This is a genomic window from Micromonospora sp. CA-246542 (assembly GCF_050942905.1).
In the GTDB taxonomy this organism is placed as follows: domain Bacteria; phylum Actinomycetota; class Actinomycetes; order Mycobacteriales; family Micromonosporaceae; genus Micromonospora.
Window position 1 is genome coordinate 2,999,647 of the sequence record NZ_CP192040.1, and the last position, 22,188, is coordinate 3,021,834.

A 22,188-nucleotide genomic window follows, 5' to 3' on the forward strand; every position below is an offset into this window, starting at 1 on the left:
GTGTCAGCGTCGACGGCCCTGGTGGTGCATGGCCTGCCGCCCCTTGACCACACCCAGGATGATCACGATCACCAGCGCGATCAGACCGATGATGATCAGCCAGCGGACCGCTTCGAGAATCAGCCCGAGCAGAATCAGCACGCCAGCCACCACGCCGACGACCCAGAGCAGGGCACGCATCGCGACCTCCCGTAACTCGGCCGCGGCGCGAGATGCGGCGACCCCAGGCCCGACCTTCCCGCCCCCGCGAAACCCAAACACGCCCCCGGGCGTCCACCCCTGCGCGATCTTGCACTTTCTGCCCCGGCGAAAGGGACTTAAGTCCGCAGATCACCAACAGAATCTGCAAGATCGGCGGGGACGGGGACGGGGACGGGGACGGGGACGGGGACGAGGGCGGGGACGAGGGCGGGGGTGGGGTGGGTCAGGGGCGGGCGACGTAGACGGTGTTGGCGGACTGGCCACCGGTCAGCGGGTTGGCGAACGGCACGACGTGCGCCCGTACGGTCGTGAACACCTTCCCGAGCGCCGTGGTGAACCCGTCGTCCGGTGGGTCGTCGGACCAGAGCGCGAAGACACCCTCCGGACGGAGCAGCGCGGCGAGCCGACGGAGGCCGTCCGGTGTGTAGAACGGCGCGTGGCTCGGGTGCAGGACGTTGCGCGGCGAGTGGTCGACGTCGAGGAGGACCGCGTCGAAGCGTCGCCCGGGCGCTTCGGCGTCGAACCCCTCGTCGCCCGCCACGGCGGCGAAGAAGTCGGCCCGCACGAACCGGGTCCGCGGGTCCTCGGCCAGCCCGGCCGCGAAGGGCAGCAGCCCTCGCCGGTGCCAGTCGATGACGTCCTCGATGGCCTCCACCACCAGTAGCGCCCGTACCCGTGGGTCGGCCAGCGCGGTGCACGCCGTGTAGCCCAGTCCGAGGCCGCCGACCACCACGTCGAGCGTGTCACCGGCCAGTTCGGCGAGGCCGAGGCGGGCCAGCTCGATCTCGGCGACGGGGAAGAGGCTGGACATCAGGTACTCGTCGTCGAGCTTGACCTCGTACACCTCGACCTGGAGCGCCGGGTCGCGACGCCGCCGCAGGCTGATCGCGCCGATCGGTGTCTCCCGCCAGGCCAGTTCCTCGAAACGCGCGCCCACGGTGCCCTCTCGCCGCCGGATTCGTCCCCGAATGGTACCGACCGGGTTCCGCCCCGCCACGCAGGGTCCACGGGACATCGACGCAGCGCATATCCTGTGCCCGGTCGAACCAGCGGAAGGGACCCCATGCCGTCGCGGCAGGATCAGCTGCACTCCTACCAGTTCAGCGTCCAGCGGGCGGTCGCCGCGCTGGTGATGCGGGAGACCGACCCGGCCCAGTCGCCGTTCCGACGGCTGGCGGGCGCGGGCCTGGCCAGCGTCCTCGTCGCGGTGATCGGGCTCGGGGGAGCGGCGCTGTACGGCCTGTTCGCCGGTGGTGGCAAGGGCTGGCGGGACCCGGGCGCGGTGATCGTGGAGAAGGAGTCCGGCGCCCGTTTCGTGTACCGCGAGGAGAAGCTGCACCCGGTGCTCAACTACGCCTCGGCGTTGCTGATCGTCGGGGCGGACCGGTCGAAGACGGTACTGGTCTCCCGGCGGTCGATCGACGGAGTGCCGCGTGGCCTGCCACTGGGCATCGCCGACGCGCCGGACTCGTTGCCCGCGCCGGGTCGCCTCGCGAAGTCGCCCTGGACGGTCTGCTCGACGACGGCCGACGCGGACTCCCGTTCGGCGCTGCTCATCGGCGTCGACCCCGACGGCGGCCGGCCCCTCGGCGACGAGGCGCTGCTGCTCCGCCATCCGGATGGCGACCTGCACCTCGTGTGGCACCAGCGTCGTTACCTGATCCGCGATCCCAACCGGGTGCTGGCCGCGCTCGCGACCACCCGGACGCGGGCGGTGCCCGTCGCGCCGGCACTGCTCAACGCCCTCCCCGCCGGGGTCGACCTGGCCCCGCCGCAACTGCCCGGCGAGGGACGGCCCTCCGCCCGGGTGCCGGGCGCCACCATCGGGCAGGTCTACCTGGTCCGCAACTCCGGCGGCGGCCGGCAGTACGCGGTGGCGCTCGACGACGGGCTGGCCGGGATCACCGAGTTGCAGGCCGGGCTGCTGTTGGCCCGGACCGGGCAGGGGGAGTCGGAGCCGATGACGTTGGGTCGGTTCGCCGCGCTGCCCACGATGCCCGATCTCGCCCCGAGCGGCCCGACCGCTCCGCCGCCCGCCCCGCCCAGGCTCGCCGCCACCGACGAGGCGGCGATCTGCGCCCGCGTCGGCGACGACGACGCGGGCGAGGTGCGTTGGGGCGTACACCTGCCGGACCTGGCGGCCGTTCCGCGGACCGCGCCGTCCGGCGGCGCGGCGCTGGCCGACCACGTGGTGGTGCAGCCCGGCGGCGGCGCGGTGGTCGAGGCCGCCGCGGCGCCCGGCGCGTCCGGCGGGGCGGTGTCCGTGGTCACCGACCTGGGCCGGCGGTACGTGCTGGCCGACCGGGAGGTGCTGCCGATGCTCGGGTACCGCGACGTGCGACCGGTGCGGCTGCCGGCCGGCCTGGTCAGTCTCGTGCCGGCGGGCGCGACCCTCGACCCGGCCGCGGCCCGGGCCGTCGCCGCCCCGTCCTGACGCCGCTCGGACCGTTCGCGGCGCCGTCCCGACGCCGCCCGGGCGTCAGGTTGCCGGCCGGCGCAGGACGCTGACCGCGAAGGGCGCGTCGTCCCGCCACGGGCGCAGGTCCCAGGTGGCGAAGCGGTGTTCGAGGCGCAGCCCGGCGGCGACCGCGTCGGCGTCGAACGCGGTCAGCGGGTAACCGCGTTCGGTGCCGAAGCCCACCGCCAGGACGCCGTCCGGGCGCAGGTGCCCGGCGAGGCGGCGCAGCACCTCCGGCTCGGTGCCGACGGCGACGAACGCGAGCACGTTGCCGGCGAGCACGGCGGCGTCGAACGGCTCGCCCTCTCCCATGGCCGGCAGGTCCAGGTCGGCCAGGTCGGCGACGAGCCAGCGCGGACCGGGATGATCGGCGCGGGCGGCCTCCACCAGGACGGGGTCGGCGTCCACCCCGACGACGGTGTGCCCGCGCTGGGCCAGGGCCGCGCCGACCCGACCGGTGCCACTGCCGGCGTCCAGGATCCGGGACCCGGGCTCGACCAGCGTGTCCACCAGTCGGGCCTCGCCGGCCAGGTCGGCGCCCTCGGCGGCGAGTTTGCGGAACCGGTCGACGTACCACTGCGAGTGCTCCGGACCGGTGTCGGTCGCCCAGCGGGTCGGATTGGCCATACGGCCCACGGTAACCGGGTCGGCCGGGGCCGGGCTGGCGGGTGCGCCGATCGGTGGCGGCTCAGCCCTTCTCCGCGCCGCTGGTCAGGCCCTCGGTCAGCAGCCGTTCGCTGGCGAAGAAGAGGATCACGATGGGCAGGGTGAGGACGACCGACCCGGCCATCAGCACCGTCTTGGGCACCTCCACGCCGTCGGAGAGCAGCGACAGGCCGAGCGACACCGTCCAGCGGTCGGGTTTGTCGACCAGGAACAGCAGGGCGAACAGGAACTCGTTCCAGGCGATCATGAAGTCGTAGAGCGCGACCGCCATGATCGACGGCATCGCGAGGGGCAGGCTGACCCGGCGGATGATGCCGAGCCGACCGGCGCCGTCGATGGCCGCGGATTCCTCCAGGCTGACCGGGATGGTCTCGAAGTAGTTCTTCAGCATGTAGACCGACACCGGCAGGGTCTGCGAGACGTAGACCAGCACCAGCCCGAACAGCGAACCGCGCAGCCCGGCGAGGCTGAACACCACGAACAGCGGGATCGCGATGACGATTGAGGGGAAGAGGTAGACCGCCAGGAACAGGAAGTCGACCTGCCGCCGACCGAAGAACCGCAGCCGGGCCACCGCGTACGCGCCGGGGATCGCGACGAACAGCGTGAGGACGGTCGCCGCGACCGCCACGAACGCGCTGTTGCGGATGAAGGTGAGGAATCCCTGGCCGCCGTCGTCGGTGGCCTTGAGGACCTCGGCGTACGTGGCCACGGTCAGCTCGCCGAAGCCGACGACCAGCGCGCCCGGGTCGAGCAGCAGCCGTTCGATGGGGCGTATCGAGAGCACCAGCATGTAGTAGAAGGGGAAGACGGTGACCACCAGGAACGCGGCGATCACCAGGCGGCGCAGCCAGCGCAGGCTCACCGTCTCGACCATGTCCCGGTCCATCAGCCGACCCTCCGTCCGAAGAAGCGCAGGTAGATCAGCACGAACACGATGAGCACCACGGCCAGCACGACCGCCTGCGCGGCAGCGGCCCCGACGTCGGTCCGGGCGGTGAGGAACTCGTAGACCCGGACGCTAACCACCTCCGTGCCGGCGGCCCCGCCGGTGAGCAGGTAGACGTCGTCGAACTTGTTGAACGTCATGATGAAGCGCAGCACGCCCAGCAGGGCGATCACCGGCAGGAGCTGCGGCAGCAGGATGTGCCGGAACCGCTGCGTGGGCGTGGCCCCGTCGACGCGGGCGGCCTCCTCCAGTTCGCCGGGCACCGCCTGGAGACGGGCCAGCAGGAACAGGAACGCGAACGGGAAGTACCGCCATGCCTCGAACGTGATGACCGTGGCCAGCGCGGTCGACTCCTGGGTGAGGAACGGCACCGGCGCGTCCCAGCCCAACAGGCGCTGCCCCCAGTGGTTCACGATGCCGAGCTGCGGGTCGAGCATCACCTGCCAGACGAAGGTCACCGCGACCACCGGCGCCACGTACGGCAGCAGCATGGAGGCCCGTACGAGGGTGCGGCCGCGGAACGGCCGGCGGACGACGAGCGCGGCGATCAGGCCGAGCACGATCGACCCGACGGTGCCCCCGACGCTGTAGAGCAGCGTGACCCACAGCGTGTCGGCGAAGCCGGGGGTGTGCAGCACCCGGTCGATGTTGTCCAGGGTCAGCTCGCCGAACAGGCCGGTCTTGCGCAGGGTGGCGAGCCGGACCCGTTGGAAGGCGAGCACCACGGTCCAGACGATCGGGATGCCGATGACGACGATGGTGACGAGCAGGGTCGGCGCGACCAACGCCAGCCCGGCGCGGGACTCTCGGCGACGCAGCGTCAGCGGACGACGACGCGCCCGCTCCGGCCGCTCTTCGGTGGGGGAGCGGCCGGGCGCGGTGGTGGTCAATTGACGCCTGCCTTGATCGCCTCGACGTCCTTCTTGGCCCGACCGGCGGCGGCCGCCGCGTCGGATTTGCCGGCGGTGAGGTCACCCAGCACCTTGGGCACCGGAAGTTCACCGAGCATCGCGCCGACCAGCTTGCCCTGGCCCTGGCTGAGTCCCCAGCGCCCGAACGTGTCCGGGCTGCGCCGCAGGGTGGCGAGCACGTCGTCGCCGTACACGTCGGTGAGGGGCTTCTTGGTGTCGACGCCGGCCGGGCTGGTGGTCCAGGCGTTCAGAAACGCCTCCGGCTCGGCCGGGGTTCCCTTGCGCACCGGGAAGCGGCCCTCGGGGGACATGCCGAACCAGCGCGGGTATCCGTCGCCGAGCAGGTACTCCACGAAGGACTTGGCCGGGTCGGTCACCGCGCCGTCCAGCACCGCCCACGAGCTGATCTCGCCGTACTGGGCGGGTTCGGTGCCGTTCGGACCCTTGATCGCGGTGACGAACCCGCTGTTCTTGGCGAGGAACGCCGGGTCGCCCTGGCACTGCGGGCACGTCGGCTTGGCGTCGTTCCGCAGCCCGGCCAACTCGTCGAGGATGAACGGCGACCAGATCACCATGGCCGCCTTGCCGGCGAAGTAGGTGGCCCGGGTGGTGTCGACGTCCTGCGCGCCCTTGACAGAGCTGGTGCGGATCAGGTCGCCGTAGAAGCGGAACGCCTCGACGCACTGCGGGGAGTCGAGGGTGACGGCGCCGGAGTCGTCGGTGAGCTGGCATCCGTTGGCCAGGGCCAGGTGCTCGAAGGTCTGTTGGGTGAACACGTCGCTCGCCGAGGTGGCGGCGGTGATGCCGGCGACCCCGCCGGTGTTCAGCTTCGTCGCGGCGGTGGCGATCCGCTCGTACGTGTCGGGGGCGGGCAGGCCGGCGGCGTCGAACAGGTCCTTGCGGTAGACGAGCAGTTGCCCCCACCCGTCGCTGGGCACGGAGAGCTGCTTGCCGTCGTCGGAGGTGAGTTCCAACGCCCGGGGGGAGAACGTCTGCCGGCCCAGCTCGTCGACGACCTCCGCGTTCGCCGAGGCGTGCAGCAGCTCGTTGCCCGCGAGCGTACGGATGCCGGCCAGGGAGACCGAGCCGACCACGTCGGGCAGCTCACCGGCGGCGGCGTTTGCGGCGATCAGCGAGGGGAACTGGTCCTCGTTGACGGTGACGAGGTCGACCTGGATCCCGGTCTTGGCGGTGAAGTCGGCGATGATCGCCTTGGTGGCGGTGACGCGGTCGGCGACGTCCTCCAGGCTCCACACGGTGATCTTCTTGTTGTTGCTGTCGGACCCGTCGTCTCCGCAGGCCAGCAGGGTGGACGTGGTCAGTGCCAGGATCAGGGTGGTGGCGAGTATCCGCCTCGGAGGTGCTGACATCGGTGGCACTCCTCTCGAAGGGTACAAGAGGGATCCAACACCTTCGATTGATCAATAGCAAGACATATGGCTATTTTTTGGCTATCCTGGAGCCCAGTGCTACCGGGATGTGACACATGGGCAACTGGGTGGTCTCCCTCGCCGGGCCTCGACAGATCAGTCTCGAGCCCTGCCCGCCAGATCCGCTCGGTCCCGGCCAGGTCCGGGTCCGCACCTGTTACTCGGGCATCTCCGCCGGCACCGAGCTGACCCTCTACCGGGGCAGCAATCCCCGGCTCCGCAAGGACTGGGACGACACCGCCCGCATGTTCGTCCCCCGTCAGGCCCCCGTGCCGTACCCGTTGGTCGGCTTCGGCTACGAGGAGGTCGGCGAGGTCGTCGAGGTGGCCGCCGAGGTCGCCGACCGGTATCCGGGCCAGCTCGTGTGGGGCATCTGGGGGCACCGCGCCGAGGCCGTGCTCCCCGCCGACGCGGTCCGTCCCCTGCCCGTCGGGCTGGACCCGCTCGCCGCGGTCTTCGCCCGGCCCGGGGCCATCGCGTTGACCGCCGTGCTCGCCGGCGACCTGCACCTGGGCGACTGGGTCGGCGTCTTCGGGCAGGGCGTCATCGGGCTGCTCGCCACCCGCCTCGCGGCGCTGTCCGGCGCCCGGGTGGTGGCCGTCGACCGGGTGCCCGGCCGGCTGGCCCATGCCACCCACTACGGCGCACGGACCACCGTGGACGCCGAGGTCCGGTCCGCCGCCGCCGTGCTGCGCGAAGCCACCGGCGGCCGGGGCGCGGACGTCTGCCTGGAGCTGTCCGGGGCGTACCCGGCGCTGCACGAGGCGATCCGCTCCACCGCCCACGCCGGCCGGGTCGTGGCCGCCGGCTTCTACCAGGGCCAGGCCGACGGGCTCGGCCTCGGTGAGGAGTTCCACCACAACCGCATCCAGCTGGTGGCCGCCCAGGTCTCCGGGCCCACCCCCGCGCCGGGCATGGCCGGCCGGTGGACCGGAGACCGGGTGGCACAGACCTTCATGGAGCTGGTGGCCGACCGCAGCGTCGACCCGCTGCCGCTGGTCAGCCACATCGTCGACGCCAGCGCGGTCGCCGACGCCCTCGCGCTGCTCGACCGCGGCGCCGGTGACGTCCTCCAAGTGGTGTTGAGGTTCTAGATGACCACCATCGCGCTCGCCTGCCAGGAACAACTCCTGCCGGGCACCAACCTGATCCAGAAGTACGCCCTCGCCACCGCGCTCGGCTACCAGGGCATCGAGCTGCGCGGTCGCGGTGACCTCGCGTTCGCCCGCCGCCTGCCCGAGCTGCGCCGGGCCCGCGCCGCCGGCGTGGTGATGCCCACCGTCTGCGTCGAGATGACCCACTTCATCGGCGACTTCGACCCCGACCGGTCCGCCGACGCGGTCCGCAACCTGCGCTCCCAACTCTCGGTCATCGCCGAGTTGGGCGGCATCGGGGTGATGACCCCGGCCGCGTGGGGGATGTTCTCCCGGCGGCTGCCGCCCTTCGAACCGCCACGCCCGCCGGCCGGCGACCGGCAGGTGCTCCTGGACGCCCTCGGCGAGCTGGGCGAACACGCCCGGGCCGAGGGGGTCACCCTGTTCCTCGAACCCCTCAACCGGTACGAGGACCACATGGTCAACCGGCTCGACGAGGCGGTCGCCCTGTGCGCCGCCCTCGGGCTGCCCTCGGTCCGGGTGGTCGCCGACACCTTCCACATGAACATCGAGGAGGACGACCCGCACCGGGCGCTGCGCGCCGCCGCGCCGTACCTCGGGCACGTGCAGGTCAGCGACTCCAACCGGTACCAGCCCGGCGCCGGGCACCTGGACTGGCCGGGCCTTGTGCGGACCCTGCTGGAGCTGGACTACTCAGGCTGGCTGTCCCTCGAATGCCGGCTACGCGGCGACCCCGTCCGCGCCCTCGGCGAGGCCGTCACGGTGCTGCGGCACGCGCTGCCCCGCCGGGCCGCCGCATGACCGCCGACGCCGTACCGGCCCGCATCGGTGGTACGGCCGAGCCGGCCGGGCTGAGCCGGCTGGCCGTCGCCACCCTCGACGCGAACTGGGAGCACGACCACACGGTGCCGTCGCGCACGCTCTACCCGCACCAGTGGAGCTGGGACTCGGCGTTCATCGCGATCGGGCTGGCCCACGTCCGGCCCGGGCGGGCCTGGCGGGAGCTGGCGAGTCTGTTCCGGGCGCAGTGGGCCGACGGACGGGTGCCACACATCGTGTTCAACCCGGCGCTGCGGGTCGGCGCGTACTTCCCCGGCCCGCAGCTGTGGCGCTCGGCCGACGTGCCGGGCGCCCCGGGGGTCGACACCTCCGGCCTCGTCCAGCCGCCGGTGCACGCTCTCGCCGCGCTGCTGGCCTATCGGCGGGCGCCCGACCAGAGTGGCCTGGCCGCCCTGCGCCGGCTCTACCCGGCGCTGGTCGCCCAGCAGCGCTATCTGTCCGAGCGTCGGGATGTGGCCGGCGGCGGGCTGGTGTGCGTCGTGCACCCCTGGGAGTCCGGTCTGGACAACAGCCCCGCCTGGGACGAGCCGATGGCCGCGGTCGACGCCGAGGCGGCCGTCATGCGCGCGTACCGCCGGCACGACACCGCGCACGCCGACGCCGCGCACCGCCCCACGGACCTGGACTACGCGCGCTACCTGGCGATCGTCGCGGCCTACCGCGACCACGGCTACGCCGACCGAGACCTGGCCGACGGCCATCCGTTCCTGGTGGAGTGCCCGCTGTTCAACGCCGCGTTCGGCTCCGCCGAGCACGCGCTTGCCGACATCGCCACGCTGATCGGCGTCGACCCGGGCCCACACCGGGTCCGCGCGGACCGTGTCACCGAGGCGTTGGTACGACGGCTGTACGACCCGGTCACCGGCACGTTCCAACCCCGCGACCTGCGCACCGGCCGGCTCGTCGGCGCGCGTACCGTTCTCGGGCTCGCGCCGCTGCTGCTGCCCAACCTGCCTGCCCGGCAGGTCGACGCGCTCGTCGCCGAGGCGACGTCGGCACGCTTCGGGGTGGCCGAGCGGATGGAGCGGCCGCTGCCCAGCCACGACCGCACCGCGCCCGACTTCGAGCCGCTGCGCTACTGGCGGGGGCCGAGCTGGCTGAACATCGGCTGGCTGGTGCGGCGCGGGCTGACCACCCACGGTCACCCGGAGCTGGCCGCCGGCCTACGCCGTTCGATGATCGATCTGGTGGCCGGCGCGGGCTGCCACGAGTACTTCCACCCCGACACGGGGGCCGGGCTGGGCTCACCGTCGTTCGGTTGGACCGCCGCGCTCCTGCTCGACCTCCTCGCCGCGTGAATGTTCTCGCCGGCGTGAGGTGGTAACGTGCGCGCTCCCAGCGGGGCGGGAGGCGGCGTGCGCGAGATCGACAAGGTGGCGTGGATCCTGATCGAGGACGCCCGGGTGCTGAGCACCCGGTCGCAGGGCAAGGACGTGTGGTACCTGCCCGGCGGCAAGCGCGAGCCCGGGGAGAGCGACCTGGAGACCCTGCGCCGGGAGATCGGTGAGGAGTTGAGCGTCGAGGTGGAGGTGCGCGGGGCGACGCACCTGGGCACGTTCACCGCGCAGGCGCACGGGCACGCGGCCGGCGTCGCGGTGCGCATGATCTGCTACCAGGCCGGATATCGGGGACGGTTGCAGCCGGCCAGCGAGATCGCCGAGATGGCCTGGCTCGGGTACGCCGACCGGCACCTCACCTCCCCGGTCGACCAGCTCATCTTCGACCACCTGTTGGCCGCCGACCTGCTGCGCTGACTGGCCCGCTTCCGGCGCTGTTTGCTCCCGTCGGGCGCGGGTAACCGCCCGGGCGTGACCGACAGCGCGGGCGGCGACGGGTTTGGGCACTTCATCGACGCGGTGTCCCGGCGCTCCGGCCTACCGACCGGGCAGGCTGCCGCTCTCGCCCGCGCGGTGCTCACCACGATGGCGGAACGCGTCACCGGTGCCGCGCCCGACCCCGCCGGGCACCTCCCCGACCAGGTCGACGGCTACCTGTACGACTTCGCGCCGGACGCCCACCCGACCGACCCGGTCCCGGCCGTCACGACCGGCGGTGACGTGCTCGACACCGGTGTGGGCCTCGACGTCAGTGGGCCGGCCACGCCGCCACCCATGGACGCCGGTCCGGTGGACTTCCTGCGCCGGGTGAGCCAGCGTGCCGGAGTCGACGCGGCCACGGCACGGTTGGGCACGGGCGCCGTCTTCGCGACCCTGCGCGAGGCGGTGACCGTACGGGAGTTCCACGAGATGGTGGCCCGACTGCCCCGCGACGGGAGCGAGCCCGATCCCGTCTGGCCGACGAGCGATTGGTGATATCCGGTGCGGATCGACGGCGTCACCTCTCGGCGTCGGGCAGCTCCTCGGGCTCGGTGACCCAGGCCGAGAAGACCGGCACCCCGTGCCAGGGCCCGGTGCTCCCGTCCGCCCTGCTGTCGGTGGCGACGGCCACCACGGCGTACGGGTGGCCGAAGCGAAGCTCGGCAGTGCGGGCGACCCCCTCCGGTGGCAGGCTGACCGTGCCGAACATCCCGGTCACCGCCGCCGCCTCGAACCCGTACCGGCCGTACCGGGCCATCGCCACCTGACCCGCCTCGAAACCCTGGACCGGTTGGCCGAGTGCCCGAGCCAGTGTGACGACCGCGGCCTCGAAGCCCAACGTCTCGGCCGTGAGATCGTGCTCGCTCCGCGCCGACCAGCAGGGGAGTACCGCCTGATGCCGCTCCTCGCGGCCATCGCGCGCACGGGTCCGTACCGGCTCCTCGCGCAGCGTCCACAGCGGGGTCTCGCCGAGGGGCAGGTCGAACAGTGACCGCTGGCCCGCCGGTTGCGCGCCGTCGGCCGCGCCGGCGCTGAGACGGTACGCGGCGGCGAGCACATCGCTCGCCGGCACGTCCGGCGCGGCGGCCACCGAGAGGACCACCAGCCCCGCGCCCTCGCTCGCTTGGGCGCGGGCGGCGTGCACGATCACGTCACCCGCCCGTTCGGTCGCGACGATGGCGCTCCGGTGCCCGTGGCTCGGGCTGCGCAACGCCTGACGGAGATCGCCGGCCCAGGCGCTACCGGGACCGAGCGCGCGGGCGTCGGTGACGTCGAACGGCTCGGCCCACGAGATCCGGGTGGCCAGCGCGCTGGCTAGGGCGAACACCACGTCCGGGCGGACCTTCAGGGGGAACGTCTCGATCAGGCCGTCGGTGTTCTCGCGCGCCCAGGCGTCCAACCCGGCCTGGTCGGGGAGCGCCCCGACCTCGGTCGTCGCCGGGAGCGTGGCCCGCCATCCGGCCGACTCGTCGACTCCTCGAACCGCTCGGAGCCACAGCGCCGTGGCGGACGCGACCAGCGGGTGCGGCGAATCCAGCAGGACACGCGCCACGTCGGCCGCGCTGGCCAGGTCGGTGCCCAGGGCCGCCACCAGCCCCTCGCCCGTCGCGTACCGGGCCGCCGCGTCTGACCCGGTCACCGCTTCCGGCCCGCTCGCCGCGTCCGCGTCGGCCGCGTCCGCGTCGGCCGCGTCCGAGTCGGCCGCGTCCGGGCCGGTCGGCTGGGCGGCTTCGGTCGTCGCGGCGCTGACGGCGAGCAGCAGCCAGGCGCCGAGCGGGGAGGCGACGTGGTGCCGATCGCCGATGGTGGCGTGCAGCCGTTCGGCGTACGCGGACAGCGGGCCGTGCAGGTCGGTCGTCATGCCCCCACTCTGCCCGGCGCGACCCGGTCCGGCATCCGCACCGACCCGGTCACGACCACAGCTCGAACGGCTCGTCGATCCGCTCACCGGCAAGGAAGGGCGTGATCAGCCGGGGGAGCTGACCGGGATAGAAGCGTTCGGCGCTGGTCACCACGTCGGCCAGTGGCCACCAGCGGAAGCCGAAGTAGTCCTCCCGCTCGTAGTCGAGCCGGTCGGTCTCGTCCACGTCCGGGCCGGGAACGGCCAGTCGTACGGCGACGATCACCTCGTCCTGGACGTGGCGCAACTGGCGGTGCGGGAAGCTGGCCCGCCGTCGCCAGGTCGGCGCGCCCACCTGGCTGGCGGTGACGATGATGCCGGTCTCCTCGCGTAGCTCGCGCACCGCAGTCTCCCGGTACGTCTCGCCCGGGTCCATGCCGCCGCCGGGCAGCTCCCACCAGGTGCCGAGCCGAGGGTGGTCCGGGTCGCGGGTGTGGAACAGCAGCACCCGGTCGGAGTCGTCGATGACGACCACGCGCACCGCGCGCCGTTCGAGGATCGGCAGGTCGTCGGGCAGTTGGTCCATCGGCTCAGTCTGCCGCAGCGCTCCGGCTCCGGGGGTCCGCGCGGGGGCCGGTAGGCTGCCCGCCGTGGCTGGTCTGTTGAGGAACGTGGCGCAACGCATCTCCCGGGTGGGCGCGGCGATTCCGTCGCCCCGGCGTAGTGGGCCGTCTCCGGCGCGGGTGGCCCGCCCCCGCCAGGTGAACGCGTTGCAGCGGCGCGAGCTGAGCTACGCGCCGGAGGTCGACGGCCAGGCCGACCCGGGTGAGATCGTCTGGACGTGGGTGCCGTACGAGGACGACCCCCGCCAGGGCAAGGACCGCCCGGTGCTGGTGGTGGGGCGGCACAGCCGGACGCTGTTCGGGCTGATGCTGTCCAGTCAGAGCGAGCGGGACGGGCAGCGGCACTGGTTCGCGCTCGGCCCCGGCGAGTGGGACCGGGACAAGCGGCCGAGCTGGGTCCGGCTGGACCGGGTGCTCACCATGCGCGAGGACAGCATCCGCCGCGAGGGCGCCGTGCTGGATCGGCCCCGGTTCGACCGGGTCGGGCAGGCGCTGCGCGCCGGCTACGGCTGGCGCTGACCGTACCCTCGGCGGCCGGACGGACCATCAGGCCGGCTCGCGGCTCGGGCCGACCGCGGCGCCCTGCGCCTCCGGCGGCGGGTACGGCTGCTCGGCGAGCAGCCGGGCGAGATGAGCGCTGTTGAGCGCGAGGGCCTTTGTGGTACGACCGGTGGTGTCCGGCTTGGGACCGACGTCGCGGTAGTCCACCGTGTGCAGCGCCTCGCCGACCCAGTAGGTCGCGCCGGCCGCGGCCACGGTGAAGCCCACCTCGTTGAGCGCTCCCTGGACCTCGGCGATGGTGTGGTGCGCGCCGTCCTCGTTGCCCACGACCGCGACGCCGGCCACCTTGCCGTAGGTGAGCAGCCGTCCCTCGTCGTCGGTCTCGGACAGCTCGGCGTCGAGGCGTTCGAGGACCATCTTGGTGACGCTCGCGGGCTGGCCGAGCCAGATCGGGGTGGCGATGATGAGGATCTGGGCGGCGAGGAGCTTGGCGCGGATGGCGGGCCAACCGTCGCCGTTGCCCTCGTCGGTCGACACCCCGAAGCGCACGTCGTGGTCGACCACCCGGACGATCTCGCCGTCCACGCCCTGACGGGACAGTTCGGCCAGCACCTCCCGGCCCAGTTGCTCGGAGCTGGAGGGGGCCGGCGACGGCTTGAGGGTGCAGTTGAGTACCAGGGCGCGGACGCTCACCACGAGGGGTTCCTCTCGTCGGTCGTATCGGGCTGTTCTCCCCGTACCCGTGTGTCGGGCCGAATCACGGTCTTGTTTCGGTGAAACCGTTGACGGGCGGCGGTCGAGCTGTAGATTCAACCCGACGGTTAATTAGCTAGGTGGTTGAAAGCGACATGACAGCGGACCCGGTCAGCGCCGTGTTCGGCGCGCTCGCCGACCCGACCCGCCGCGCCATCCTGGCCCGGCTCGCCACCGGTGAGGCGACGGTCAACGAACTGGCCTCGCCGTTCCCGATCAGCGTCCAGGCCATCTCCAAGCACCTGGGCGTGCTGGAGCGCGCCGGGCTGATCGTGCGGACCCGCGACGCCCAGTGGCGGCGGTGCCGCCTCGACCCGACGCCGCTGCGCACCGTCGCCGAGTGGGTCGACCAGTACCGCCGGCTCTGGGCCGAACGCTACGACGCCCTCGACGACTATCTACACGACCTGAAGGAGACCAGCCATGACCGAGACCCGTGACCTGACGGTCGACGTGTCCTCCGAGCGGGACATCACGATGGTCCGTTCGTTCGACGCCCCGCGAGACCTCGTCTTCGCCGCGCACACCCAGGCCGAGCACCTCAAGCAATGGTGGTGCCGGGGCAATCCGGCGGATGTCGAGATCGACTTCCGCGAGGGTGGCCGCTATCGCATCGTCGAGCACGCTCCGGACGGCAACGACTACGCCTTCCGGGGTGAGTTCCGGCAGATCGCCGCGCCGGAGCGGATCGTGCAGACCTTCGAGTTCGAGGGCATGCCCGGCCAGGTGGCGGTGGAGACGCTCGTCTTCACCGAGCAGGACGGCGGCACGCTGCTCACCAGCACCACTCGCTTCGACACCGCCGCCCAGCGCGACGGCATGGTCGAGACCGGCATGGCGCAGGGCACCGCCGAGTCGTACGCGGCCCTCGACCGGCACCTGTCCACCCTGCACTGACGGACCGGACCACGTTGATCAAGAGGTTCGCGTCAGAATATGAGCCGATCGTGACGCGAACCTCTTGATCGACACGGGTGGGGTGTGGGGTGCGGGGTGCGGGGGTTGTGGGGTGGGTTGAGGAGGCGTTCGGGCTTCGGTTGTCCACTATGGACGAGATTCCGTATGGGGCTGATCCGCGGGCTCGGCTCTGGCGGGGTGGGACGGACGACGGTGGGCGGTACGCCGTCAAGGTCAGTGGTGGCGGTACGCCGGCCGGCCTGATCGTGGCCGCGCACCTGGCCGAGCGGGGCGTGCCGGGTGTCGCGGCGCCGGTCCGCACCCGTGCCGGGCGGCTGTACGCCGAGCGCGACGGGGTACGCCTCTCCGTGGTCCCGTGGGTGTCCGACCTGCGGGCGCTGGACGGCCCGATGAGCGAGGCGCACTGGCGTGCCTACGGGGAACTGCTGGCCGCCGTGCACGCGGTCCCGGTGACCGGTGAACTGGAACGGCTGCTGCCGGGCGGCGGTGACGCGTACCCCTCGATTCTGGCCGCGACCCGGGACGTGGCCGGACGGCTTCGTGACCAGGCCGACTCGGGCGATCCGCTGGTCGCCGACCTGGCCGCGACCTGGGCGGCGGACGCCGACCGGGTGTCCACGCTGCTCGCTGGGGTCGAACGGCTCGCCGGCCGACGTGCGGGGCCGACGGTGGTCTGCCACGGCGATCCGCACCTGGGCAACCTGCTGCTCGGCCCGGACGGCCAGGTCTGGTTGATCGACTGGGACGACGCGGTGCTCGCCCCGCGCGAGTGTGACCTGATGTTCGTCGTGGGCGGGGTGCTCGCCTTCGCGCCGATCACCCCCGGGCAGGAGAGGGCCGTGCTCGCCGGGTACGGCGCGGTCGACGTCGACGCGGCGCGGCTGGCCTGGTTCCTCGCGGTACGCGCGCTCGACGACCTCAGCGACTGGACCCGTCAGGCGTTGGACCCCTGCGGCAGCCCCGACGATCGCGCGACGGCCGCCCGGATCGTCCGTGGGCTGGTGTCGCCGGTCGGCCTGGTCACCCTCGCCGACGTGGCACTGCGTGACCTCGACGAACGGCGCTGAGAGGCCCGGAAACGCGAAACGGCAGGGAGATCAAGCTCCCTGCCACCTCTAACGTATATCGCACCCGGGGTCTTGCGGCAAGACCCCCGTCGTGCCGCAGAATCGTCACCCGAAGCCCAAACCTGGGAAAATCGGGGGAATCGTGATCGATGTCATTATTGCCGGCGGCGGACCGACCGGTCTGATGCTCGCCAGTGAGTTGCGACTGCACGACGTACGCGTGGTCGTGCTGGAGAGGGATGCCGAGCCGACCCGCTTCGTCCGTTCACTCGGCCTGCACGCGCGCAGCATCGAGATCATGGACCAGCGCGGACTGCTGGAGCGCTTCCTCGCCCTGGGTACGCGGCATCCGCTCGGGGGCTACTTCGCGGCGATCCCCAAGCCGCCGCCGGGCGGCCTCGACAGTGCCCACGCGTACGTGCTCGGTATCCCGCAGACCACCACGGACCGCCTCCTGGCGGAACACGCCGTGGAGGTCGGCGTCCAATTCCGGCGCGGCTGTGAGGTCGTCGGGCTGAGCCAGGACGACGACGCGGTGACGGTGGAACTGGCCGACGGCACGCGGCTGACGTCGCGGTTTCTCGTCGGCTGCGACGGCGGTCGGAGCACCGTCCGTCGGCTCCTCGGCGTCGACTTCCCGGGTGAACCCAGCCGGGTCGACTCGCTGCTGGGCGAGATGGAGGTGGGGGTACCCCCGCAGACGGTGGCGGACGTGGTCGCCGAGGTGCGCAGGACCCACCTCCGCTTCGGTCTCGGGCCACTCGGGGACGGTGTGTACCGGGTCCTCGTGCCCGCCGACACAGTGGCCGAGGACCGCGACATCCCGCCGACGATCGAGGATTTCCAACAGCAACTGCGGGCGTACGCGGGCACCGACTTCGGCGTGCACTCGCCGCGCTGGCTGTCCCGCTTCGGCGACGCCACCCGGTTGGCCGAGCGGTACCGGGTCGGCCGGGTGCTGCTGGCCGGCGACGCCGCGCACATCCACCCACCGACCGGCGGGCAGGGCCTCAACCTCGGCATCCAGGACGCGGTCAACCTCGGTTGGAAACTGGCTGCCGAGGTCGCCGGCTGGGCGCCCGACGGGCTGCTGGACAGCTACCACACCGAGCGGCACCCGGTGGCCGCGGACGTCCTCGTCAACACCCGTGCGCAGATGTTCCTGCTGTCACCGGACCCGGGGCCGCAGGCGGTACGCCACCTGTTGTCGGAGCTGATGGACTTCGAGGACGTGAACCGGTACCTGATCGAGAAGGTCACCGCGATCGGCGTCCGCTACGACTTCGGCACGGTTCACGAGCTGCTCGGGCGGCACCTGCGGGACGTCCGGCTGACCCGGGGACGGCTCTACGAACTGATGCGGGCCGGCCGCGGGCTGCTGCTGGACGCGACCGGTCGCCTCTCGGTCGCCGGGTGGGCGGACCGGGTCGACCACGTCGTCGACGTCGGTGACGGGTTCGACGTACCCGGTGTGCTGCTGCGTCCGGACGGCCACGTGGCGTGGGTCGGTGACGATCAGAGCGACCTGGTGGGCCAGCTGCGCCGGTGGTTCGGCGCGAGCCGCTAGTCCCGAAAGAGGGAGCTGTCGACGAGTTGTCGCGGCGCCCGCGGGCCGGAGAGGCTCTTCGCCTGGTACATGGCCGCGTCGGCGCGGCTGAGCGCGTCGGTGAGTTGGGCCGGACAGGTCACCGGGGCGAGCCCCACCGACGCGGTGACCCGGACACTGCACCCGGTCAGCCGGATCGGCGCGGCGACGGTCTCGCTGAGGCGTCGGGTGGCGTGCTCGATCCAGCGTCGGTCGACGGTCGGACTGGCGAGCAGCCCCGCGAACTCGTCGCCGCCGAGGCGGGCGACGAGGTTGTCGCCCGCGAACCCGGCCAGTCGTTCCGCGACGCTGATCAGCACCTGGTCGCCGGCGGCGTGCCCGTACCGGTCGTTGATCTGCTTGAAGTCGTCGAGGTCGAGCACGATGGCGATCAGCGGCTGGCCGTCGGCGTTGGTGAGCAGGGCGGCCGCGAGACGGTAGAAGGCGCGGCGGTTGGGCAGCCCGGTGAGCGGGTCGTGACTGGCGGCGTGGCGTTCGGCGGCCAGCTCGGCCTGGAGGTGCTCGATCTCGGCCTCGGCGCGTACGGCGCGGCGACGCAGTTGCCAGGAGGAGAGCAGGGCACCCGCGGCACAGACGCCGGAGGCAACGCTCATCGGATCCGGCAGGAGACCTCCCATCGCCGCGACCGCCTCCCGCCTTCGGTCTGCGCGGCGCGCCTGCCGCGTCGGGGTCAGTTTTCCCTGGTCATCACCCCGCTCGGGGTAACGCAAAGTGAACGGATAAGCACCGATCACGTGCGTTATCATGCTCGCCATCCGGTGCAGATGCAATAGCAGATGCACGTGCATAACGGCCCGACCCCGATACCGCACCCTCGCCGCGTCACCGCTCCTCCCACGGGCACCGGCGGACTCGTGAGCAGAAAGACGCCTCTCATGCAGCAGCCACCCAATGGCGTTCCGATCCCTCAGTTGCCCCATTTGACCTGGCAGAAGAGTCGCCGTAGCAACCCGAGCGGCAACTGCGTCGAACTCGCCGAACTGCCCGGAGGGGCCGGCATCGCCGTCCGCAACTCGCGTCACCCGGAAGGGCCGGCGCTGATCTACACAGTGGACGAGATCGCCGCCTTCGTGCTCGGCGCCCGCGACGGGGACTTCGACCATCTGATCAACTGACCGGCCGCGCGGGGCGGTCCCAGCGATGGGACTGAATCGCCGGTCCGGAGGAGTTCACCTCACTGTCGGTCCATGGCATGCTTACACGTCGGTCGGGCTCGGTGCCCGACCACGTGGTCGGTATCCGGAGGTCCGCACGTGACGATGGTTCCCGCCGAGGGCGGCCCGACAACCGGGCCGACCGTGCTGCGCATGCTGCTCGGCGCCCAGCTTCGTCGGCTGCGGGAGTCCAGCGGGGTGACCCGGGAGGGCGCCGGGTGGGAGATCCGCTCCTCCGAGTCGAAGATCAGCCGGATGGAGCTGGGCCGGGTCGGCTTCAAGGAACGTGACGTCTCCGACCTGCTCACCCTCTACGGCGTCAGCGACGAGGGGGAGCGCGAGGCGCTACTCAAGCTCGCGCGGGACGCCAACAGTCCTGGTTGGTGGCACCGTTACGGCGACGTACTGCCCAGTTGGTTCCAGTCCTACCTGGGCCTGGAGGCGGCGGCGGCGCTGATCCGCAGCTACGAGGTGCAGTTCGTGCCCGGCCTGTTGCAGACCCGGGAGTACGCCCGGGCGGTCGTGTTGCTCGGGCACGGCGGCGCCGGCGTCGCCGAGATCGACCGCCGGGTGGATCTGCGCATGCAGCGTCAGCAACTGCTGCTCCGGGACAAGCCGCCGCTGCTCTGGGCCGTGGTGGACGAGGCGGCGCTGCGCCGCCCGATCGGCGGTCCCGAGGTGATGCGGGGCCAGCTCACCGCGCTCATCGAGGCGACCAAGTCGCCCACCGTCCGACTTCAGGTCATCCCCTTCGCCGCAGGTGGTCACGCGGCGGCCGGTGGCGCCTTCACCATCCTGCGCTTCGGTGACCAGGAGCTGCCCGACATCGTCTACATCGAACAGTTGACCAGCGCCCTCTACCTGGACAAGCGCGACGACCTCGACTACTACGCCGTGGCCATGGAACGGCTCTGCGTCGAGGCGGAGCCGCCGGAGCGTACGCCGGAGATCCTGGGCCGGTTGCTGGAGGAGACCTACCCGCAGTGACGGTGCCCTGAGGCGCGCGCGGGTTCGTTCGCATTGACCGCTGCTGACGTGTCGGGCTAGTCTCTGTATCGATCCAGTCTGAATCGATACAGAGGGGCGTCGAGTGAAGCCGACACTGCAAGCCGTGGCGGACGCCGTCGGTGTCTCCCGCAGCACCGTGTCCAATGCCTACAGTCGCCCCGACCAGCTCTCCTCGGCCCTGCGCGAGCGGATCCTCGCCGCCGCGCGCCAGCTCGGCTACCCGGGACCCAACCCGACCGCCCGCTCCCTGCGCCGCGGCTTCGTCGGCTCGATCGGCGTGCTGTTCACGTCGCAGCTGTCGTACGCCTTCACCGACCCCTTCGCCGTCCGCTTCCTCGCCGGGGTGGGCGCCGCGACCGAGCGACACGGCACCAGCATGCTGCTCGTTCCCCTGCCGCAGGCGCAGGCCGACGCCCGGCGGGCCGTGGAGAACGCCGCCGTGGACGGCTTCTGCGTGTACTGCGTGGCCGACGAGGAGTGGGCGCTGGACGTCATCCGGGCGCGCGGCCTGCCGTACGTCAGCACGGCCGTACCCGAGGACGCCGCCGCCGACAAGCGGTTCGTCGGCATCGACGAGCGGGCCGCCGCGCGCAGCGTCGCCGCGCACGTGGCCGGTCTCGGCCACCGGCGGGTCGCCCTGCTCGTGGATTCCGTCCTGCCCGACGCGCCCGCCGGTCCGGTGACCCTGGCCGGGTTCGAGCACGCCCGGCACCCGACGACCCGTGGCCGGCTCGCCGGATTCGCCGACGCGTTCGCCGAGGTCGGCGTCGCCTGGTCGGAGCTGACACTGCTCAACGCCCCCGGCAACAGTGGCCACGCCGCGTCGGCCGCCGTCGCCGGGCTGTTCGACCGGTCCGAGCCGCCCACCGCCGTGCTGGCCGGCACCGACGTGCTCGCCCTCGGCGTGCTCGACGCCCTGGCCCGGCGACCGAACGGCACCCACCCGCCGGTCTCGGTGACCGGGTTCGACGACGTGCCCGAGGCGGCGGCGGCCGGCCTCACCACCGTCCGGCAGCCGGCGCAGGAGAAGGGCCGGATCGCCGCCGAACTGCTGCTCGACCCGCCCTCGGACGCTGCCGCAGGTCACGTGCTGCTACCCACCGAACTCGTCGTCCGGGCCTCCACCGGACCTCACGTCAGGAGTTGACCATGGAATTTCCGACCGGATACGTCACTGCCCTGGACGCGATGAACCGCCACGTCTCCTCGGCCCGACCGGACGCCCCGGTCGTCGTCGAGCGCGCCCGCCGGCCGCTGCTCGCCCCGACCCGGCAGTTGACCGCCGTCGCCCTGCGCCGGCTCGCCGACCGGATCCAGCCCCGACCGGTGCCCCGCTGCTCCTGAACACCCGCCTATTCCGGCACTCCGAGGACGAACAGTGCCGGTCCGGACACGTAGGGTGGTCGATCGCGCACTCGCCGGGCAGACTGGTCTGGCCATGTCACCCTTCACCCCCACCCTCCGCCTCCACGACCGCTACGTGCTGCACGAGCGGATCGGTCTCGGCGGCATGTCCGAGGTGTGGCGGGCCGACGACGACGTGCTCGGCCGGCCGGTGGCGATCAAGGTACTCGCCGGCCAGCTCGCCGCCGACCCGCACCTGCGGGCCACCATCCAGCGCGAGGCCCGCGCGGCCGCCCGGCTGACCCACCCGCACGTCACCCAGGTGTACGACTACGCCGAGGCGACCCTGGCCGATGGTGTCGTCGTCCCGTACCTCGTGATGGAGCTGGTCGAGGGCCACAACCTGGCCGACCGGCTGCGCTCCGGCCCGCTGCCCTGGCCCGAGGCGGTCCGGGTGGCCGGGCACATCGCCGCCGCGCTGGCCGCCGCGCACCGCATCGGGGTCGTGCACCGCGACGTGAAGCCGGGCAACGTGATGCTCACCGACACCGGGGCCAAGGTGCTCGACTTCGGCATCGCCGCGCTCGGTGGGCTCGACAGCCAGTCCGGCGAGCCGGTGATGGGAACACCCGCGTACTTCGCCCCGGAACGCCTCGCCGCCGGCCCACCCGACCCGGCCAGCGACGTGTACGCCCTCGGGGCGCTGCTCTACCGCATGCTCACCGGCGAGGCTCCGCTGCCCGTGCAGACCTGGGAGGACGCGATCGAGGTGCACCGGCGGGGCACGCCGGTGCCGCCGCTGCGAGTGCCCGGCCTACCCGCCGACATCGCCGAGCTGACCCTCGCCTGCCTCGCCGCCGACCCGGCCCGTCGGCCCAGCGCCGCACAGCTCGCCCGCCGGTTCGGCGCCGGCCAGCCGGTCGAGCCCCCACCGAGCTGCTCCGGATCGTCCCGGCCGCCCACCCGCCCACCCTGATCGACCGCTCG

Annotated in this window: 26 protein-coding genes; 16 read left to right on the top strand and 10 right to left on the bottom strand. The window is 72.5% G+C overall.

All coding sequences use genetic code 11. The features are described 5' to 3' along the window. Positions 1-3: 3 nt before the first annotated feature. Together ACQP0N_RS13950 and ACQP0N_RS13955 are read right to left on the bottom strand one after the other, a co-directional pair. Positions 4-180, bottom strand: a complete 177-nt coding sequence (locus ACQP0N_RS13950) for a hypothetical protein (RefSeq protein ID WP_355050023.1) — start codon at positions 178-180, stop codon at positions 4-6. A 244-nt stretch (positions 181-424) separates the two neighbouring features. Next, positions 425-1,138, bottom strand: a complete 714-nt coding sequence (locus tag ACQP0N_RS13955) for a spermidine synthase (protein ID WP_433120583.1) — start codon at positions 1,136-1,138, stop codon at positions 425-427. 126 nt (positions 1,139-1,264) lie between these two features. On the opposite strand from ACQP0N_RS13955, the gene eccB reads away from it, so the two are divergent. Next, entirely contained in the window at positions 1,265-2,635 is a 1,371-nt protein-coding gene (gene eccB, locus ACQP0N_RS13960) for a type VII secretion protein EccB (RefSeq protein ID WP_433120585.1), read from the top strand. Between the two features lie 45 nt (positions 2,636-2,680). Here the strand turns inward: eccB and ACQP0N_RS13965 are convergent, their stop codons facing one another. The 4 genes from ACQP0N_RS13965 to ACQP0N_RS13980 form a co-directional block, all read right to left on the bottom strand. Continuing rightward, complete coding sequence (locus ACQP0N_RS13965; protein WP_355050020.1) at positions 2,681-3,286, bottom strand: class I SAM-dependent methyltransferase; 606 nt, start codon at positions 3,284-3,286, stop codon at positions 2,681-2,683. A 61-nt stretch (positions 3,287-3,347) separates the two neighbouring features. After that, positions 3,348-4,214, bottom strand: a complete 867-nt coding sequence (locus ACQP0N_RS13970; protein WP_433120587.1) for a carbohydrate ABC transporter permease — start codon at positions 4,212-4,214, stop codon at positions 3,348-3,350. Then, on the bottom strand, positions 4,214-5,164 hold the full coding sequence (locus tag ACQP0N_RS13975) for a carbohydrate ABC transporter permease (RefSeq protein ID WP_357172154.1): 951 nt from the start codon (positions 5,162-5,164) through the stop codon (positions 4,214-4,216). Before ACQP0N_RS13975 ends, ACQP0N_RS13970 begins: the two co-directional genes overlap by 1 nt. Further along, positions 5,161-6,555 carry an ABC transporter substrate-binding protein gene (locus ACQP0N_RS13980; RefSeq protein WP_433120590.1) on the bottom strand — a complete coding sequence of 465 codons (1,395 nt, stop codon included), beginning with the start codon at positions 6,553-6,555 and terminating at the stop codon, positions 5,161-5,163. Before ACQP0N_RS13980 ends, ACQP0N_RS13975 begins: the two co-directional genes overlap by 4 nt. 116 nt (positions 6,556-6,671) lie before the next feature. Here ACQP0N_RS13980 and ACQP0N_RS13985 point away from each other — a divergent pair, with 116 nt between their 5' ends. From ACQP0N_RS13985 to ACQP0N_RS14005, 5 genes are read left to right on the top strand one after another with little or no spacing between them, the layout of a single operon-like run. Further along, positions 6,672-7,709: a zinc-dependent alcohol dehydrogenase gene (locus ACQP0N_RS13985; protein ID WP_433120592.1), complete on the top strand. Its 1,038-nt coding sequence runs from the start codon at positions 6,672-6,674 to the stop codon at positions 7,707-7,709. Next, the gene (locus tag ACQP0N_RS13990; protein ID WP_433120594.1) at positions 7,710-8,531 is read left to right on the top strand and encodes a TIM barrel protein; all 822 of its coding nucleotides are present in this window, start codon (positions 7,710-7,712) and stop codon (positions 8,529-8,531) included. Beyond that, positions 8,528-9,868 carry an MGH1-like glycoside hydrolase domain-containing protein gene (locus ACQP0N_RS13995; RefSeq protein ID WP_433120596.1) on the top strand — a complete coding sequence of 447 codons (1,341 nt, stop codon included), beginning with the start codon at positions 8,528-8,530 and terminating at the stop codon, positions 9,866-9,868. Before ACQP0N_RS13990 ends, ACQP0N_RS13995 begins: the two co-directional genes overlap by 4 nt. Before the next feature lie 57 nt (positions 9,869-9,925). Beyond that, positions 9,926-10,324, top strand: a complete 399-nt coding sequence (locus ACQP0N_RS14000; RefSeq protein WP_433120598.1) for an NUDIX hydrolase — start codon at positions 9,926-9,928, stop codon at positions 10,322-10,324. Positions 10,325-10,378: 54 nt separating this feature from the next. Beyond that, on the top strand, positions 10,379-10,882 hold the full coding sequence (locus ACQP0N_RS14005; RefSeq protein WP_433120600.1) for a DUF2267 domain-containing protein: 504 nt from the start codon (positions 10,379-10,381) through the stop codon (positions 10,880-10,882). A gap of 22 nt (positions 10,883-10,904) precedes the next feature. On the opposite strand, the gene ACQP0N_RS14010 is transcribed toward ACQP0N_RS14005, so the two are convergent. After that, positions 10,905-12,248, bottom strand: coding sequence for a hypothetical protein (locus tag ACQP0N_RS14010; RefSeq protein WP_433120602.1), 1,344 nt, complete (start codon positions 12,246-12,248; stop codon positions 10,905-10,907). 49 nt (positions 12,249-12,297) lie between these two features. Further along, entirely contained in the window at positions 12,298-12,813 is a 516-nt protein-coding gene (locus tag ACQP0N_RS14015; RefSeq protein WP_433120604.1) for an NUDIX hydrolase, read from the bottom strand. Positions 12,814-12,877: 64 nt separating this feature from the next. Here ACQP0N_RS14015 and ACQP0N_RS14020 point away from each other — a divergent pair, with 64 nt between their 5' ends. Then, positions 12,878-13,369, top strand: coding sequence for a type II toxin-antitoxin system PemK/MazF family toxin (locus ACQP0N_RS14020; RefSeq protein ID WP_433120606.1), 492 nt, complete (start codon positions 12,878-12,880; stop codon positions 13,367-13,369). Positions 13,370-13,396: 27 nt separating this feature from the next. On the opposite strand, the gene ACQP0N_RS14025 is transcribed toward ACQP0N_RS14020, so the two are convergent. Next, positions 13,397-14,047, bottom strand: coding sequence for a flavodoxin family protein (locus ACQP0N_RS14025; protein ID WP_433120608.1), 651 nt, complete (start codon positions 14,045-14,047; stop codon positions 13,397-13,399). A gap of 152 nt (positions 14,048-14,199) precedes the next feature. On the opposite strand from ACQP0N_RS14025, the gene ACQP0N_RS14030 reads away from it, so the two are divergent. The 4 genes from ACQP0N_RS14030 (at position 14,200) to rox (ending at position 17,656) form a co-directional block, all read left to right on the top strand. Beyond that, positions 14,200-14,544 carry an ArsR/SmtB family transcription factor gene (locus ACQP0N_RS14030; RefSeq protein ID WP_433120609.1) on the top strand — a complete coding sequence of 115 codons (345 nt, stop codon included), beginning with the start codon at positions 14,200-14,202 and terminating at the stop codon, positions 14,542-14,544. After that, positions 14,528-15,001, top strand: a complete 474-nt coding sequence (locus tag ACQP0N_RS14035) for an SRPBCC family protein (protein ID WP_433120611.1) — start codon at positions 14,528-14,530, stop codon at positions 14,999-15,001. The genes ACQP0N_RS14030 and ACQP0N_RS14035 overlap by 17 nt, the downstream gene beginning before the upstream one ends. A 149-nt stretch (positions 15,002-15,150) precedes the next feature. Next, the gene (locus ACQP0N_RS14040; protein WP_433120613.1) at positions 15,151-16,089 is read left to right on the top strand and encodes a phosphotransferase enzyme family protein; all 939 of its coding nucleotides are present in this window, start codon (positions 15,151-15,153) and stop codon (positions 16,087-16,089) included. A gap of 142 nt (positions 16,090-16,231) precedes the next feature. Further along, the gene (rox, locus tag ACQP0N_RS14045; protein ID WP_433120615.1) at positions 16,232-17,656 is read left to right on the top strand and encodes a rifampin monooxygenase; all 1,425 of its coding nucleotides are present in this window, start codon (positions 16,232-16,234) and stop codon (positions 17,654-17,656) included. On the opposite strand, the gene ACQP0N_RS14050 is transcribed toward rox, so the two are convergent. Next, positions 17,653-18,300, bottom strand: a complete 648-nt coding sequence (locus tag ACQP0N_RS14050; protein WP_396799779.1) for a GGDEF domain-containing protein — start codon at positions 18,298-18,300, stop codon at positions 17,653-17,655. The two genes, rox and ACQP0N_RS14050, sit on opposite strands and share 4 nt — an antisense overlap. Positions 18,301-18,570: 270 nt before the next feature. Between ACQP0N_RS14050 and ACQP0N_RS14055 the strand changes: the two genes are divergently transcribed. The 5 genes from ACQP0N_RS14055 (at position 18,571) to ACQP0N_RS14075 (ending at position 22,177) form a co-directional block, all read left to right on the top strand. Next, positions 18,571-18,810: a DUF397 domain-containing protein gene (locus ACQP0N_RS14055; protein WP_355050003.1), complete on the top strand. Its 240-nt coding sequence runs from the start codon at positions 18,571-18,573 to the stop codon at positions 18,808-18,810. 138 nt (positions 18,811-18,948) lie between these two features. After that, a complete protein-coding gene (locus ACQP0N_RS14060) occupies positions 18,949-19,836 on the top strand; it encodes a helix-turn-helix domain-containing protein (RefSeq protein WP_355050002.1) in 888 nt (295 codons plus the stop codon). A gap of 124 nt (positions 19,837-19,960) precedes the next feature. Beyond that, positions 19,961-21,004 (top strand): LacI family DNA-binding transcriptional regulator, encoded by a 1,044-nt coding sequence (locus ACQP0N_RS14065; RefSeq protein WP_433120618.1) that lies wholly within the window; start codon positions 19,961-19,963, stop codon positions 21,002-21,004. Between the two features lie 2 nt (positions 21,005-21,006). Beyond that, complete coding sequence (locus ACQP0N_RS14070; protein WP_433120620.1) at positions 21,007-21,201, top strand: hypothetical protein; 195 nt, start codon at positions 21,007-21,009, stop codon at positions 21,199-21,201. 94 nt (positions 21,202-21,295) lie between these two features. After that, positions 21,296-22,177 carry a serine/threonine-protein kinase gene (locus ACQP0N_RS14075; protein WP_433120622.1) on the top strand — a complete coding sequence of 294 codons (882 nt, stop codon included), beginning with the start codon at positions 21,296-21,298 and terminating at the stop codon, positions 22,175-22,177. The last annotated feature ends 11 nt before the right edge of the window (positions 22,178-22,188 follow it).